Source organism: Devosia sp. LC5 (assembly GCF_000735585.1).
Taxonomy (GTDB): domain Bacteria; phylum Pseudomonadota; class Alphaproteobacteria; order Rhizobiales; family Devosiaceae; genus Devosia.
On the sequence record NZ_JNNO01000034.1, the window covers coordinates 186859 to 201320 of the forward strand.

Here is a 14462-nt window from a genome sequence, read left to right on the forward strand (position 1 = left end):
GGGGAAGTATGGGGTTGTATGAGCGGTGGTGCGAGTCCGCCAAAGAAGAGGACGAGCGAAAGCGCTACTGGACCTATATCGAGAAAGATGGCGGCCGCGACGAGATCCGTGAGTCTCTCGCTGAGACCATCCGCTCGCACTACGATCGACTCGAACGCATCGCCGAGGACGTGGAGCGCCTCGGATATAAGGTCGCAGCTAAGATTCTCAGCGAGGCGATGCCCCAGACAGACAGAGGCCGTTCCGGCGACCTCGGCGAAATCCTCGCGACGGAGCTGGTGGAGGAAGAGATAGGCCTGCGCGTCCCCGTGCGCCGGCTCCGTTACAAGGATGGCCGCAACATGGCCATGCGCGGCGACGACTTCATCGGCGCGGGCTACGACGGCAAGGGTGAGAAGCTCTGGCTTCTCAAGGGTGAAGCCAAGAGCAACAAGAAGCTCGGCAAATCCACGGTCACCAGCGCCCGAAAGGTGCTCGACCGTGACAATGGTCGTTGCACGCCGGACTCGTTGCTGTTCGTCGCCAACCGCCTGCTGGAGAGCAACGACCCTGACGAAAACGCTCTGGGTCGCGACCTCCGCGACGAAGTGGGCCTGAAGTCGCTCCGCGCCAATCGCATCGACCACATGCTCTTCACCGTGTCGGGTAATGGCCCCCACGCCTCCCTGAAGGACGACCTCGACGCTGCCGGGACCAACCGCGACCACTACGTCGTGAACATCCACGTCGAGGACCACCAGGACTTCATCGCGGCCATGTACCAGGAGGCAGAAGACCTTGGAGACGCCTGACGAGTTGACCGCTTTCCTCGCCACCGCGACCGCCGACGGCATCCTCGGCCGGCTCCTCTATCGCGGCGCGGCCTGGTCGCTGATGCGGGAAGCGGGCGTGTTGCCGCAAAACGCGCCGCCCTTGGGCGCGACCATTGAAACTGACCTCGCCGAACATGGCTTCGCCCTGCTTCGGGGTGCCATGGCTCTGCGTGCTCAGACCGGCGCGTCTGATCTGACGAACAAGGCATTCGAGCGGGCCGCCAACGCCTTCGAAGCCATAGTGAGAAACGGCGATCCTGAGGCGCCCGATCGCGGTTTCCGCCGCACCATCGCCGCAGCCGCCTATCACCTGTCCGGCTTCTCGGCCGTGGCCTATTCGCTCTTCAACGAGACGGCTGAAGACCTCAACACCACGCCGGGCGAAACGGCGATCCGTCACCTGATCCTGCGCGACCTCGACCAGCTGCGCAGCTTCGTTCGCCATTGGCTTGGCGACGATGCCCACGGCGACGAGCAGATGGCGGAGGCGCTTGGCGGCGAGGACCCCGACATCGACGAGGTCTTGTCCACCATCCTCAACACGACGATCTGCCGAGCCCTGGCGTTCTTCGACTTCGCGCTCGAGACGGGCGAAGAGGAGCCGATCGAAAGCGCACGGAGCCTGCTCGCCACCGCCGTTAGCCTGGCTGACAATTGCGGGAACGTTCCCTTGTGGTGGATCTCGAACCTCTGCCGCCACCTGATCGACGACCTGTGGCAGCACTCGCTTCACCAAGCTTTGCCGACCGCGCCACCCGAGGGCACGGAAGAAAAATACCCCGACCTGCGCCGGCTGTTCATCTCCTCGCTCTACGCCCGCAAAACCTCGGAGGTCGAGCTGTGGCCCTCACAGCGCGAGGCTGCCCAACGTTCCACGGACGTGACGGACGATCTGGTCGTGGCCCTGCCGACCAGCGCGGGCAAGACGCGGGTGGCCGAGATCGCCGCACTGATGACGTTGTCCGCAGCGCGCCGGGTACTGATCGTCACACCGTTGCGCGCCCTGTCGGCCCAGACCGAGCGTTCTTTCCGAAAGACCTTCGCACCACTCGGGTTCAGCGTGTCCTCGCTTTACGGGGCCAGCGGCCTTTCGGCGGGTGACGAGGACGCCCTGCGCACCCGCGAGATCATCATCGCCACGCCAGAAAAGCTCGACTTCGCACTACGGAGCGATCCTTCCCTGATCGATGACGTTGGCCTGATCGTCCTCGACGAAGGCCACATGATCGGGCCAAGCGAGCGCGAGATCCGCTACGAGACGCTCGTGCAGCGCCTGCTGCGACGCGCGGACGCGGCCGAACGCCGGATCGTCTGCCTTTCCGCCATCTTGCCAAGCGGCGACGAACTGGACGACCTCACCGCCTGGATACGCTCCGACGAACCGGGCGAGCCCGTGCGTTCCGACTGGCGCCCCACGCGACAGCGGTTCGGCGCACTCACCTGGCGCGGCAAACACGCGCTGCTCCGGCTCGACCTCGATGAGGATGGCCCCTTCCTCGACAAGTTCGTCTTGGAGAAACCCGCCCGAGGGAAAGAAAAGAAGCCATATCCGCGAAAAAACTCGCACCTCGCCTTGTTCGCAGCTTGGGAGTTCGCGAGCCAGGGCAAGCGCACCTTGATCTTCTCCACCCAGGCGAACTGGGTGGAGAGCTACGGCAAACAGGTCGTCGACCTCTGCAAGCGCGGCTACCTCGACTCGCTGCTGGACGACGAGGCGCCGATCGCCCGCGCCCTGGAGGTTGGTAAGGAATGGTTGGGCGAGGACCATCCCGCCGTCGCCAGCCTGAAGGTCGGCGTCGCTATTCACCATGGCCGCCTGCCAAGCCCGTTCCTGCGCGAACTTGAAGTCCTCCTGTCCGAAGGCGTGCTGAAGGTCATCGTCGCCTCGCCGACGCTTTCCCAAGGCCTCAACCTCAACGCCGCAGTGCTGCTGGTGCCCGCGCTCTACCGTGCAGGTGAGAAGATCAAGGGTGAGGAGTTTGCCAATGTCGCCGGCCGAGCCGGGCGCGCCTTCGTCGACGTCGAAGGCCTCATTGTCCACGTCATGTTCGACAAGACCGACTGGCGAAAGAAAGAGTGGAGGAAGCTGGTCGCCTCCGCCAAGGCCCGCACCCTGAAGAGCGGCCTGATCCAGATCGTCGCTGAAATCCTTGAGCGCCTGTCGCGCGAGGGCGTGCTCGATCGTGACGATGCCTGGGAATATCTGGCCAACGCCAGAGAGGCCTGGAAATCACCCGATGAAGAGGCCGAGGTGGCCAAGCGTCTGGCCGCCGGCGTGGAATACGACGGCGACGATGTTGATGAAGACGGCGAGGACGACGACGAAGAGGAAACCATCGACGAAGAGCCGCTGTCTCAGCTCGTCGAGCGCCTCGATGCGACCGTGTTCGGCCTGATCGAAGCGCTGGACGCTGATCGCACCGATCTCCCGAAGCTGCTGGACGAGGCGCTGAAGGGATCGCTCTGGGCCCGGCAAATCGCCCGCGAGGAAGAGGACGTCGCGCCTCTGCACAAGAAGGTGTTCGAAGCACGCGCCGACCTCATTTGGAAGACGACCACGGTGCAGGCGCGGCGTGGACATTTCGCGATGGGCGTTGGGCTTGAGGCTGGCCTCTCCATCGATGCCATGGCCGACGAACTGGCCGATCTGATCGACCGAGCAGATGGCGCAGCGCTGAACGGCGACGTCGATGAGCTAGCCGATGCACTCGGAGGTCTGGGTGGACGCCTGCTGTTCATGCGGCCCTTCATCCCGGACAAGGCGAACGCGCTGCCCGCCAACTGGAAGGCTATCCTGCGCGCTTGGGTCTCCGGCGAGGAGGTCTCAAAGATTGGACCGCAGAACATGCGGGCAGTCGAGGAAGCCTTCACCTATCGCCTGGTCTGGGCGCTGGAAGCCGTCCGTACCCGCCGAATGTCCCTCGGCTGGTCGCCGGACACGGTGGCGGGCGGCGCAGCGGCAGTGGTCGAAACCGGCGTCCCACAGTTCATGATGGCGATGCTGATCCGCGCCGGCCTGCCGTCACGGCGCGCGGCCATGGCGGCTATTGAGGACACGAAGCCCGTCTTCGTCACGCCCGCGGAGATGCGGGCCTGGCTCGAATCCGACGAGATCACGGCCTACACCGACGCTGGCGACTGGCCGACGCCCGACACCGCCGCGCTATGGGCGCGCTTCCGAACCGAAGCCCTCAGCGGCGGCATCCAGAAGTGGTCGGTCGAACGCTACAAGCGCTTGCTCGACACCGATGTCGCGCCGCCCGCCGGCCTCTATCGGATCGTCACCGACGAGGGCGACGGACGGACCTGGCTCGCAACCCCTGACTACCAGCGGGTCGCCGCCTTCAGGAAGCCGGCGGTGGACCCCAAGCCCAGCCTCTTCTCGGGAAGGCTACCGGGCAACACCAGGCTGGTGGAAGCCTTGCGCGTCGGCCGCGGAAAACTGCGGTGGCCGCCTGCCGATGCATAGAGGGAAACGATAGGCATGCTCTATGCTTGGGTCGTCTCCCTCTAGTCGAAATAGTATTTCTTAGGCTGCGAGCAGTCTTTCATCCGGCTCGTCTTCCTCTCCAATGGCGCTTTGCAGGAACCGTGAAAGCGCCGCTTTTCGCGAGGTCCGGTCGAGGGCGTATGCGGTCTGCTTGAACTCGATCCCGTCCAGCAGCCCCTGAATATAGCCAGAGATCGTGTCGGCGGCCATGATGAGGGCGGTATCGAGCGTGTGAATATATTTGCTCGTGACCGTGCCCTTGGAATGGCCGATCAGCGCTGCGATCGTGACCTCGGTGAAGCCGAGGTCATTGGCGATGCTTGCGAAGCTGTGCCGCAGGACGTGTGGCGTAACATCGGCGAGCGGGCTGTCCTTGAAGATTTTCTCCCAATGGTTCGGGAAGCTACCGAACGCGTTATCCTCGCCCTGGCCAGGGAAGACGTACGTGCCCTCCGCGCCCGTGCGGCGATCCTCGAGGTACTCAATCACGGGTAGACCAATGGGCCGAATGGACTCGCCTTCCTTGCTGTCCTCCAGGCGCAGGCAGCTCGCGTCGGTATCCGCCTCGGTCCACATCAGCGAGATCATCTCCGAGCGGCGGCAGCCAGTGAGTGCAATCTGGCGGATGATCTCGACGGTCATCACATATTTCTCGTTCTCCGCCGCCTCGCGCAGCATCACGCCCAGGGTGCGGTACTCAGCCTCTGAAAGTCGACGCATGCGGACATTGTCCTTCGGCTTCTTGATACCGTGCGCCGGGTTACGTTCGATGATGCCAGCATCGACGGCATAGGTGAGGATGCCGCCGAGTAGGCCGACCGTGCGCGTCGCCGTGCCGGCGCCGCCACGCACGATGGCCCTTCCACGTAGCTTCTGCGTCTTGACCGATACCCGGGTCTTACCGGCCATGATGTCCTTCAGCACCTTATTGATGTCGGCCTTCGTCAGGTCTTTCACCCGCCGCGCGCCGATCAACGGAATGATGTGGCGTTGGATGCGGCCTGTGTCGGTGACGATTGTCGTCGCCTTCTTGGGGCGGCCGCCCTTGCCGAGAATCAATCCCGCCTTGAGGTCATTGAGATAGAGCGTGCACAGATCTTTCACCGTCAGAGCCTGGTGATCGAGTTGCCGTTCCTCGGAGGGGTTGTCGCCACGGGCTACGCGCCCGAGCTGGACTTTCGCTTCCTGCCGCGCCGTCTCCGGCGTCCAGATGCCATGTAGGCCGATCGTGTAGCGTCGGGTCCGTCCGGCGGCGCGATATTGGATCAGGTAGCTGCGTTTACCGGAAGCGAAGACGCGCAGGCCGAAACCAGGCAGGTCGTCATCCCAGACGAAATAGTCCTTTTCGCGAGCTTCCGCAGCGTCCACGATCCGTTTGGTCAGCTTTGCCATGTGGCGTCTCCTCCGCTGGAGATGGGCTGCTTCCGCGGAAGCACCACGGAAGCAGCCGGTAGGAAGTCAGAGCGAATTTGCGGATATGAATTTCGGCGGAAGAATCCAATTAGTCTATTGGTTTCATGAGGTTGAAGTGTCATGGCGTGCCCTAGCGTGCAATTAGGATGGCTGCCTAAATTGCTCCGAAGGCAGAGGTCGTGAGTTCGAATCTCGCCGGGTGCGCCAATTTCTTTATGCATTTCAAGCCTTTAAGATTGAATTGGGAAGGCGAGACGCGACAAGTTCGTTGAGCTGACTATTCAATGGCAAACTGCGCGGAACTTGCAGGAGATGCTGACCGGCCTGCTGAGCGCGACCCACGATCCGGCAACCGTCGTCGGCGAACGGTCAATTGAGGAATGGGTGCAATGGGCGCAGACGTTCATCGCCGAACTTCAGGAGCCAGTTGCAGACGTCCACGGCCTCTTCAGATCGATCAACGGTCATGGTTCGCTTGCTCCAAGTTGCATGAATTAGCTTCATCGGCATGCTGGTACTCTGCATCACGCAATCCTTCCCCGTCGATGATCTAACGGCATAGGCGGCGTTGCTCTTCAGGCGTCCAGCCAGTGGTTAACGAATTACACTGTCATTTGCGGTAGTGCTGACTGAGCACCGCGACCCGAGCAATCGGGGGCAGCCGGTGGACCTTTGTTCTTTGCCTTATCGCCGGAGGCGCCCGCATGAAGAAAATCGCTTTGGCCATGGGGGCCCTCGCCCTGGCGCTCGCGGGTCTGGTGTTTCTGTTGCCCCTGGCAATCAACTCCAGCTCGCTGAGGGCGGCGCTTGCCGACCAATTGTCTCGCGCCTCCGGGGCACAGATTGCTCTCAACGGGCCGCTCCATTTTTCCGTGGTGCCCGACTTCGGCATTATCGTCGAAGACTTCGCCTATACGGCAGCAGACGGCTCCCTCGCGATGACGGCTGAGCGGTCCGTCGCATCGGTCGCTCCCCTGTCGCTTTTCTCCGGCCAGATCCAGATTACCGGGGTCGAGCTACGGAGCCCCCGCATTGTCCTGTCCGAAGGCGCCGGCAATACGGAGCCAGAACCAAAAGGGGCCGAGGCTGAGGACATATTCCGGGTGATTGCCGGATATTTGGAGAAGGTCTCGATCGATCACATCGTGGTCACCGACGGAGAGGTGTCGCAGGACCAGGCCGGGACAATCGCCTCCATTGCCAGCGGCATTGACATGCGCCTGTCCTTCCCCGGCATAGGCGTGCCTGCTTCGATTGCCGTTTCCGGCATCATGGACGGCAACAGGATGGAACTCGGCGCCGAGATCGGCTCACTGCGCGACCTGCTCGCCCGGCAACCTGCTACGTTCTCCATTTCGGCTAAGGCGTCGCAGCCGGTGCATCCGGCGCTCGCCGACGTCAAGGCATCGGGCAGTATTCAGCTGGCGGCGGACGGTAGCTACCGCGTTACCGGTGGTGAAATCGACAGCATCGGCCAGAAGATGCAGTTGGACGCGAGCTATGTCCCGGGCGAGCGGCCCATCGTCGTTGCACGCGTCAAGGCCGGAGTCCTCTCCTATGCGGATTTCCAGCCCACAGCGGAAGGTGAAGCGCCCGCTGCCACTGCCTCCGGCAATGCGCCGGCCAGCGGCCCCGACCTCTCGGCGCTGAAAGCGCTGGATGCCGATCTGGAACTACATGCCGAAGCCCTGCAGGTGGGTGACGCTGTCGCGCGCGACGTTGTCCTCGCCGCGCAGCTCCAGGATGGCCGCCTCGTCTCGACCGTGGACTCTGCCAGTATTGCTGGCGGCAGCCTGGTTGCAAGCATAGCCCTGGACGCCAATGCCACCCCTTCCGTCGCCAGCGGCTCACTCAATCTGTCATCCATCGACATCGAACAGCTCACTGCGCTGATGGGCCAGCAATCGCCTCTGACGGGCGAAGTGTCCTCCGAGCTCCAATATGCCTTCAAGGGCCTGGATGGGACGGCAATTCGAAATTCACTCAACCTGCGCGGAACAGTTTCGCTCGCCGGCGGCAAAGTCGTTGTGCCCCAGCTTGCCTCCATTGCCGGCGAGGGCGCGGGTGTTGTTGATGCGCTGGAGGCGAACGTTCAGATCGAAGATATCCGCCAGCCACTCAGCGCTTCCGGATCGGCGCGCTGGAACGGCGAAGCCGTAAACTTTGCCACCTCGCTCACGCCGACCCAACTCCTGTGGGAGCAACCGAGCGCAGTGGTGCTCGACCTCAAGTCCGAACCCGTCAACGTAAGTTTCTCTGGCACGGTTGCGCCTTCCGGTCAGGTGAGTGGCAAAGCCGATATCGCAACACCATCATTGACTCGCGCACTTGGCTGGCTGGGACAATCTGTTGGAAACCCACTGGGCCAGTTTGCTTTTTCGGGCGGCATCTCGGCAGGCGACAGCCAGTTCACCATGACCGATGCAACAGTCCACCTTGATGACATTCGGGCCAATGGCTCGCTGTCCGTTGCGATGGCCGGCAAGCCGAGCATCACCGCATCCCTGTCGGTTGACACACTGGATCTCCGCACGCTGATCGGCGGCGGGTCACCTCCTGACGCGGCGGCATCCGGCCCTGCAGCTATCGACCTGTCCATGTTGCGGTTGTTCAATGCCGACATTCGGTTTGCAGCAAACCAGTTGGCCTATGGCGATGTGAAGGTGGGGCCGACCACGGCCACTCTGTCGGTCGCCGAGGGCGTTGCCAAGCTCAACATACCGCAGGCCGGCTTTTATGATGGCATTGTCACAGCTAACGTCACGGCCAATGGCGCCGGTAGTGTTCCGTCCATCGATCTCGTCGCAGCCATGGAAAACGTGCAGGCGCTGCCACTGCTGACGGACGCTGCCGGTTTCGGGCAGATTGAGGGACAACTCAAGGCGAGCGTCCAGGTGACCGGCGCGGGCGTCGATAGCCAGGCATTCGCCCGCTCGCTCAATGGTCCGGTCAATATCGTGGTGTCGAATGGGGCACTGCGGGGAATTGACGTTGCGGGCCTGGTTCGAAATGTGCGCTCCCTGATCAGCTCCGGCTATTCCCAGGACGCCAATGCCAAGACCGAGTTCTCCGAACTGTCCGTGGCCGTCAACATTGCCAATGGCGTAGCCAACGCGGAGACCATCCGTGTGCTCGGTCCGTTTGTCCGCATGAGTGGCGCAGGCAGCGTCGATCTGGCCGCCCAGACCATAGACATGCGCCTGGACCCGCGCGTAGTGGGTTCCCTGGAAGGACAAGGCGGCGACTTCGACGTCTCCGGCCTGGGGATGCCGATCATCATCAATGGACCGCTGTCCGGTCCCAGCATCTATCCTGACCTTTCCGCCATTCTGGCCGACCCCAATCGGGCGCTGCAGGCGCTGTCACAGCTGGGCGTCGACGCCGGCGGCCTGACTGGCGGTGCTTCCGGCGTGATCGAAGGTCTCGGCGGCGCGCTTGGTGGCGAAACGGGCGGACTGAGCAATGAAGGTCTGACCAATGCAATCGGCCAGATGCTTGGCGGGCAAGGAATGCCCACTGATGCCAACGCGCCACCAGGTGAGCAGACACTCCTGAACTCGGTTCTGGGCAGTGTCCTGGGGCAGCAGGCGCCGGGCTCTGCCGCGCCAACCGAGGTTGCGCCGCCCCCGACAGAGAATACTGCCGTTCCTGCGCAGCAGCCGGTGAATATCTTGCTTCCCAGGCCCGATCCAAGGGGCCCGGTATCTTCGGTTCCCCCGACGCCAACGCCATCGACGCCAGCGGGCCAGGTGACTGACCTTATGGGGCCGCAAGTTACACCGCCGACGGATGACCTTGGACAAGATGTGATCGAAGGGCTGATCAATCAGCTGGGTATGTAAGGAAATCGCGCGCGCAGGGTCGGGCTCATACCGTCGCCTGGATTGTCGGGATCGTGGTATTTCTGGACGTGACGCTGCCTATCAATGGCAGCTGCAAGGAGCGTGACCGGCGCCTGTTCGACGACATAATTCACGGTTGCCATGAAGCGGTCGCGCACGGCCTGATTAAGCAGAATGGAAAAGTCACCGGACGACTTCCGGATCTCGCGGCTATGTAGAGCACGCCGTCATGGCCCCAGAACTCGAACTTGAGGGTCGGTACAGCGGCACCATGGCCGTTCGGCAGGCCTCTTTCTCGAAGATGCAGAAGGTGAGTACAAACACCGGATTCTGCTGGTGTCGGAGTTTCCAGACCTGTGCTGCAAGAAGACTTTGCGCTTGCATTCCGCAATTTTGACTGGCGCGGTTTCGACGTCCGCGCCAGCCCGATGGTCCGGAACTAGTCGACCAAGGCGGTCATCAGCGTGTCGACAATTTCATTGCCAGCGCGCTCGCGCACCATGTCGACCACGTCCATGGTCTTGTCCTGGAACTGCGCCAGTTCCTCGGGCGTCAGGTCGATGATGGTCATGTGGGTTTCCAGCTCGGCGCGCTGGCTCAGGATGTGCCCATAGGGGTTCTCCTGCGCATCCACCACGCCTTGCTGCAGTGCGCCATAGAGCTCGGTGAAGGCGATCGGGGTCGGCGACGCGCCCAGGTCACGGCGCCATGCGCGCCATCCGCACCCGGTTGGGCGTCATTCCGCCCGGCCTGCTCGCGGGCACCTTCGCCTATTCCGCCATTATCGAGTATCTGCCCAATCCGGTCTTTGTCATTCGCCAGGATGAGCGCGGCCTGGCCGAACAGGCCTTTGAAACCCTTGTGCAGGCCATGCGTGGAGAGAGGCCGGCCGAGCAGGTGCAATTCGTTGCGACCAATCTGGTCTCCTATCAGGTTCCAGGGTTTTAGGAATGTCCCAGGTGTTGGTGGTCCCAGGGCCATCCGCAACTGGACGCCGCGTCTGTCCTGCACGAACGGCACGCCGCGAGCATCATGCATGACTGCAGCGTGCGACCTGCGATTCTGTGAGCGAAGGCCCGGGACTTGCGGGCATCGCTTGGGACCCACATATTGAGTCCATGGCGAAAACAGGTCCAATATCGCGAGAAATACCCAGGTTACCCGATAAGGGCAGGGTCAGCGGCGACATTGCCGACTTTGTCAAAAAGGTCGGCGCAATGGGGCGTCCAAAAGCTGCACGGGATGGGCGGCTATTGTTCGCGCTGGACGCCACGATGAGCCGTCAACCGACATGGGATCTGGCCTGTTCGTTACAGGCCGAGATGTTTCGCGCCATTCCCAGATCAAGTGCTTTGCAGGTGCAACTATTATATTTTCGGGGCTTTGGCGAATGCCGGGCCAGCAAATGGGTGCTTGATGGCGGTGCCTTGGCCAAGCTCATGAGCGGCATCGACTGTCGCGGAGGGCATACGCAGATTTCCAAAGTCTTTGCTCACGCTAGAGCTGAGCACGCCAAACGACGGATCAATGCTGTAATTTATGTGGGCGACGCCATTGAGGAAAATGTCGACGCTTTGTCCGAAATGGCTGGGCAGCTTGGCCTGCTGAATCTACCCCTGTTTGTCTTCCAGGAGGGCCAGGACGCTCGGGTCGAGGCAGCATTTCGCGACTTCGCGCGACTAAGCAAGGGCGCATATGCCCGGTTCAATGCCTCGGCGCCGCAGGAATTGGCAGCCCTGCTCAAGGCGGCAGCCGCCTACGCCAGCGGCGGCAAGGACCTGCTGGAACTGCAAATCAGTGGCCAGGCGCGGGCGCTGCTGGCCCAGTTGCCGCCGTGACCTACGTCTTCATTGGCGGGCTGGTACTCCTGGCCGCCCTTGCGGCATATAATTATCTGCTCAAGATCGAGCGTCGGAAATTAATGCAAGTGCTGCGTTGGCTGGTCGGCGGGCTTGGCATTCTGATTGCTCTAGGCCTGCTGTTTGCCCGGCGGTTCGATATCGCTCTTTTTATCGGTGCGGCTGCCTTTGCGGTGTTGCGCACCGGAAGGCTGGGACCGATTTCATTCGAGGGACCGGTGGGGGAGGCTAGCCATATCTCAAAGGTCCAGAGCTATAGTTTCGTCATGGAGCTGGATCACGATACCGGCGCGGTTTCTGGTCGCGTGCTGAATGGTCAGTTCGCGGGCATGGACCTAATGGACTTGGGCGAGATGGATACCCGGCTCCTGCTGGCCGAAGTAGAAAACGACCCCGACAGCATTAGCCTTTTAGAGAGCTGGCTCGACGCCAATCGCAGTGGTTGGCGGGAACATTTCGCTGACCAGGACGGGAGCGAAAATCCGGACACCGGGACGCGAGGCGATCCCGTCGCTGAGGCCTATGAAGTTCTTGGCCTAAAACCCGGCGCGAGCCGCACCGAGATTCGAACTGCCCATCGCAAATTGATGAAGGCAATGCATCCCGATCACGGTGGCTCAAGCTACCTCGCCGCCAAAATCAACCAGGCGCGTGATCTTCTGCTCAAACAGGCCGGCTAATCTAACCCGAATTCCACTGATCTATCCCTGGAAAGCTCCCGCAGAGCTCATTCTGCACGCCTCGGGCGAAGCGGCTCATGGCGCGCCAATAGCGGACCCAAACTCTTCGTTGGACAACCCAGCAGTTGGGTTTCGCCATTCACATTGTCGGATTTCTTCAATCGACGGCGATGCGCTGGGGCTAGAACGGACGACATCAACCCGGCGCCACGCCAACAAGGAGAATGTCGATGTCCATCCTGAGCATCACCGCGAAATCCGCATCTGCCGCCCTCGCCTTCGCCATGTTCACCGGCGTTTCCCTTGCGGCGGAAACGGTTGTTGACCTGCCCAACGGGATCAAGGGCACGCTTGCCGTGCCCGATACCGGCGCTACCGGCCCCGCCGTCGTCATGCTGCACGGCTTTGGCAGTTCGCGCGACGAAGTGGGTGGCCTCTTCGCCCAACAGGCGGCAGCGCTTGCCGCCGAAGGCATCGCGTCCCTGCGGATCGACTTCCGCGGCTATGGCGAGAGCGCCGGCGACATGGCCGATACCACGATCGAAGGATTGGTGGCGGATGCCGCCGACGCCCGCACCTATCTTGCCGGCATTGATGGCGTAGACCCGACCCGCATCGGGGTTGTCGGCTATAGCTTCGGCGCGGCCGTCGCCATGCTGGAACCGGACGCGTTCAAATCGGTCGTGGTTTGGGGGCAGATGGGGGACCTCCAGGCCGAATTCCACGAATTCCTCGGCCAGGAGTTCTACGACAAGGCGGCAGCAGAAGGCGTGGCCAGCGTCGATCTCGGCTGGCGCGTGGTGACGCTCAAGCAGACCTTCTTCGAGAGCCTCGCCAGGCACGATCTGGCTGCCCGCTTCGCCGGTTATACTGGTCCGTTCCTGACCATCGCCGGTGACGCCGATCCTGCTGCGGGCTATTTCGAGCAATATCTCGGGCTCGCTGCTGGACAGGCCGAAGCCGTGACCATCGAGGGCGCCGATCACATGCTGGGCGTCTTCAGCGAACAGCCCGGGATCGGCCAGCAGGTCATCGACAAGACCACCGCCTGGCTGCGCGAGGCACTCTAGTTATTTTGGTCAGGCTCGCCGCCGGTTTCCCGCGCAATGATGCGGAAGTCGGGGAGTTCCCTCAGCGCGCGTTCGGGACCGGCCGGCGAATAGACGACGAAAAGCTGCATGACGCCGCTGCCAGTGTTCCTGGTGGAGTGGAAGCGGCTTTCAGGCACGTAGACGGTGCAGCCGGGCCGAACCTGGGCAACGATGGGATTGCCAAGCTCATCTTCCACCATCTGCTCGCCTTCGCCCGCTATGACGAAAATGATCTCTTCTGCCCCCGGATGGTTGTGGCGCGTGTGCCCCTGGCCGCTGGGCAGGTTTACAACGCCGCCCGAGAAGCGTGACGCTTCATTGATCTCCGGGCCGACCGTCAGCGACAGCTGCCCCCAATCGAAACCAAAGGCATCGACGTCCCTGGGGTAGACGAAGTAATTCGGCTTGGTCATGGGTGATCCTCCCGTTCAGGCCAGCGTTCCAGTTCGCAGGTTCTTGAAGGCCTCTGCCTGCGCCTTTATTGCGGTTTCCGCTGGCAGGCGCTCCATCGAACTAGCGCCATAGAAGCCGTTGCATGTCGGGCAGCGTTCCAGGATGTAGCGGGCGTCCTCCGGCGTCGCGATCGGACCACCGTGGCACAGCACGATGATGTCGCTGCGCGCCCTGCGTGCTGCATCGGCGATAGCCTGGATCTCGCCGACGCAATCGTCGAGCGACTTCGCCGAAGTTGCGCCGATGCTGCCGCCGGTGGTCACGCCCATATGCGCCACAATGATGTCGGCGCCGGCATCGGCCATCGCCGTGGCCTCGGCAGGGTTGAACACATAGGGCGTGGTCAGCAGGTCGAGTTTGTGCGCTTCGGCAATCATGTCGACTTCGAGCTGGTAGCTCATCCCGGTTTCTTCAAAACTCTGCCGCATCACGCCGTCGAACAGGCCAATAGTGGGAAAGTTCTGAACGCCCGAGAAACCCATTTCCTTGAGTTCGGCGAGGAAGCGGGGAATCTGGATGAACGGGTCGGTGCCATTGACGCCCGCAAGCACCGGAGTGGTCTTGACGACCGGCAGCACCTCGACCGCCATCTCTTTGACAATCTCATTGGCATTGCCATAGGCGAGCAGTCCGGCGGCGGAGCCCCGGCCGGCCATGCGATAACGGCCCGAATTGTAGATGATGATGAGATCGATGCCACCGGCTTCTTCCGCCTTGGCGGAAATGCCGGTTCCCGCGCCACCACCGATAATGGGCACGCCTGCCGCGATCATGGAACGGAACTTGGCAAGGATGGTCGTGCGGTCGATGACGGGCATAAAG

At 62.3% G+C, this 14462-nt stretch carries 12 protein-coding genes and 1 pseudogene; 8 read left to right on the forward strand and 5 right to left on the reverse strand.

Features of this window, described 5'->3' with window-relative positions:
- Positions 1-8 precede the first annotated feature (8 nt).
- A complete protein-coding gene (locus FF80_RS15525) occupies positions 9-791 on the forward strand; it encodes a DUF1837 domain-containing protein (protein ID WP_035102206.1) in 783 nt (260 codons plus the stop codon).
- Positions 778-4281 carry a DEAD/DEAH box helicase gene (locus FF80_RS15530; RefSeq protein WP_035102207.1) on the forward strand — a complete coding sequence of 1168 codons (3504 nt, stop codon included), beginning with the start codon at positions 778-780 and terminating at the stop codon, positions 4279-4281. The genes FF80_RS15525 and FF80_RS15530 overlap by 14 nt, the downstream gene beginning before the upstream one ends.
- Before the next feature lie 60 nt (positions 4282-4341).
- Here the strand turns inward: FF80_RS15530 and FF80_RS15535 are convergent, their stop codons facing one another.
- Positions 4342-5694 (reverse strand): site-specific integrase, encoded by a 1353-nt coding sequence (locus tag FF80_RS15535; RefSeq protein ID WP_035102208.1) that lies wholly within the window; start codon positions 5692-5694, stop codon positions 4342-4344.
- 333 nt (positions 5695-6027) lie between these two features.
- Here FF80_RS15535 and FF80_RS15540 point away from each other — a divergent pair, with 333 nt between their 5' ends.
- The gene (locus FF80_RS15540; protein ID WP_035102209.1) at positions 6028-6213 is read left to right on the forward strand and encodes a hypothetical protein; all 186 of its coding nucleotides are present in this window, start codon (positions 6028-6030) and stop codon (positions 6211-6213) included.
- Between the two features lie 377 nt (positions 6214-6590).
- Positions 6591-9557: an AsmA family protein gene (locus tag FF80_RS15545; protein WP_160172842.1), complete on the forward strand. Its 2967-nt coding sequence runs from the start codon at positions 6591-6593 to the stop codon at positions 9555-9557.
- A 439-nt stretch (positions 9558-9996) separates the two neighbouring features.
- Here the strand turns inward: FF80_RS15545 and FF80_RS15550 are convergent, their stop codons facing one another.
- Complete coding sequence (locus tag FF80_RS15550) at positions 9997-10194, reverse strand: hypothetical protein (RefSeq protein ID WP_035102213.1); 198 nt, start codon at positions 10192-10194, stop codon at positions 9997-9999.
- Positions 10171-10297, reverse strand: a pseudogene (locus tag FF80_RS22410) (C4-dicarboxylate ABC transporter substrate-binding protein); the annotation flags it as partial. The pseudogene FF80_RS22410 and the gene FF80_RS15550, both read right to left, overlap by 24 nt.
- On the opposite strand from FF80_RS22410, the gene FF80_RS15555 reads away from it, so the two are divergent.
- The 4 genes from FF80_RS15555 (at position 10266) to FF80_RS15570 (ending at position 13166) form a co-directional block, all read left to right on the forward strand.
- A complete protein-coding gene (locus tag FF80_RS15555; protein WP_035102215.1) occupies positions 10266-10505 on the forward strand; it encodes a hypothetical protein in 240 nt (79 codons plus the stop codon). The pseudogene FF80_RS22410 and the gene FF80_RS15555 sit on opposite strands and share 32 nt — an antisense overlap.
- 305 nt (positions 10506-10810) lie before the next feature.
- Positions 10811-11395, forward strand: a complete 585-nt coding sequence (locus FF80_RS15560; protein ID WP_244445793.1) for a VWA domain-containing protein — start codon at positions 10811-10813, stop codon at positions 11393-11395.
- Positions 11392-12096, forward strand: coding sequence for a DnaJ domain-containing protein (locus FF80_RS15565; RefSeq protein ID WP_035102216.1), 705 nt, complete (start codon positions 11392-11394; stop codon positions 12094-12096). The genes FF80_RS15560 and FF80_RS15565 overlap by 4 nt, the downstream gene beginning before the upstream one ends.
- Positions 12097-12326: 230 nt before the next feature.
- Positions 12327-13166, forward strand: coding sequence for an alpha/beta hydrolase (locus tag FF80_RS15570; RefSeq protein ID WP_052153640.1), 840 nt, complete (start codon positions 12327-12329; stop codon positions 13164-13166).
- On the opposite strand, the gene FF80_RS15575 is transcribed toward FF80_RS15570, so the two are convergent.
- A complete protein-coding gene (locus FF80_RS15575; RefSeq protein ID WP_035102217.1) occupies positions 13163-13600 on the reverse strand; it encodes a cupin domain-containing protein in 438 nt (145 codons plus the stop codon). The genes FF80_RS15570 and FF80_RS15575 overlap by 4 nt on opposite strands.
- Before the next feature lie 15 nt (positions 13601-13615).
- The gene (locus FF80_RS15580) at positions 13616-14458 is read right to left on the reverse strand and encodes a phosphoenolpyruvate hydrolase family protein (protein WP_035102218.1); all 843 of its coding nucleotides are present in this window, start codon (positions 14456-14458) and stop codon (positions 13616-13618) included.
- Positions 14459-14462 lie beyond the last annotated feature (4 nt).

What these genes read in the sequence shown, in the direction of transcription:
- FF80_RS15525 (WP_035102206.1), top strand. Translation starts at nt 9, where the DNA reads ATGGGGTTGTATGAGCGGTGGTGCGAGTCCGCCAAAGAAGAGGACGAG.
- FF80_RS15535 (WP_035102208.1), bottom strand. Translation starts at nt 5,694, where the DNA reads ATGGCAAAGCTGACCAAACGGATCGTGGACGCTGCGGAAGCTCGCGAA.
- FF80_RS15540 (WP_035102209.1), top strand. Translation starts at nt 6,028, where the DNA reads ATGCTGACCGGCCTGCTGAGCGCGACCCACGATCCGGCAACCGTCGTC.
- FF80_RS15555 (WP_035102215.1), top strand. Translation starts at nt 10,266, where the DNA reads ATGCGCGCCATCCGCACCCGGTTGGGCGTCATTCCGCCCGGCCTGCTC.
- FF80_RS15570 (WP_052153640.1), top strand. Translation starts at nt 12,327, where the DNA reads ATGTCCATCCTGAGCATCACCGCGAAATCCGCATCTGCCGCCCTCGCC.
- FF80_RS15575 (WP_035102217.1), bottom strand. Translation starts at nt 13,600, where the DNA reads ATGACCAAGCCGAATTACTTCGTCTACCCCAGGGACGTCGATGCCTTT.
- FF80_RS15580 (WP_035102218.1), bottom strand. Translation starts at nt 14,458, where the DNA reads ATGCCCGTCATCGACCGCACGACCATCCTTGCCAAGTTCCGTTCCATG.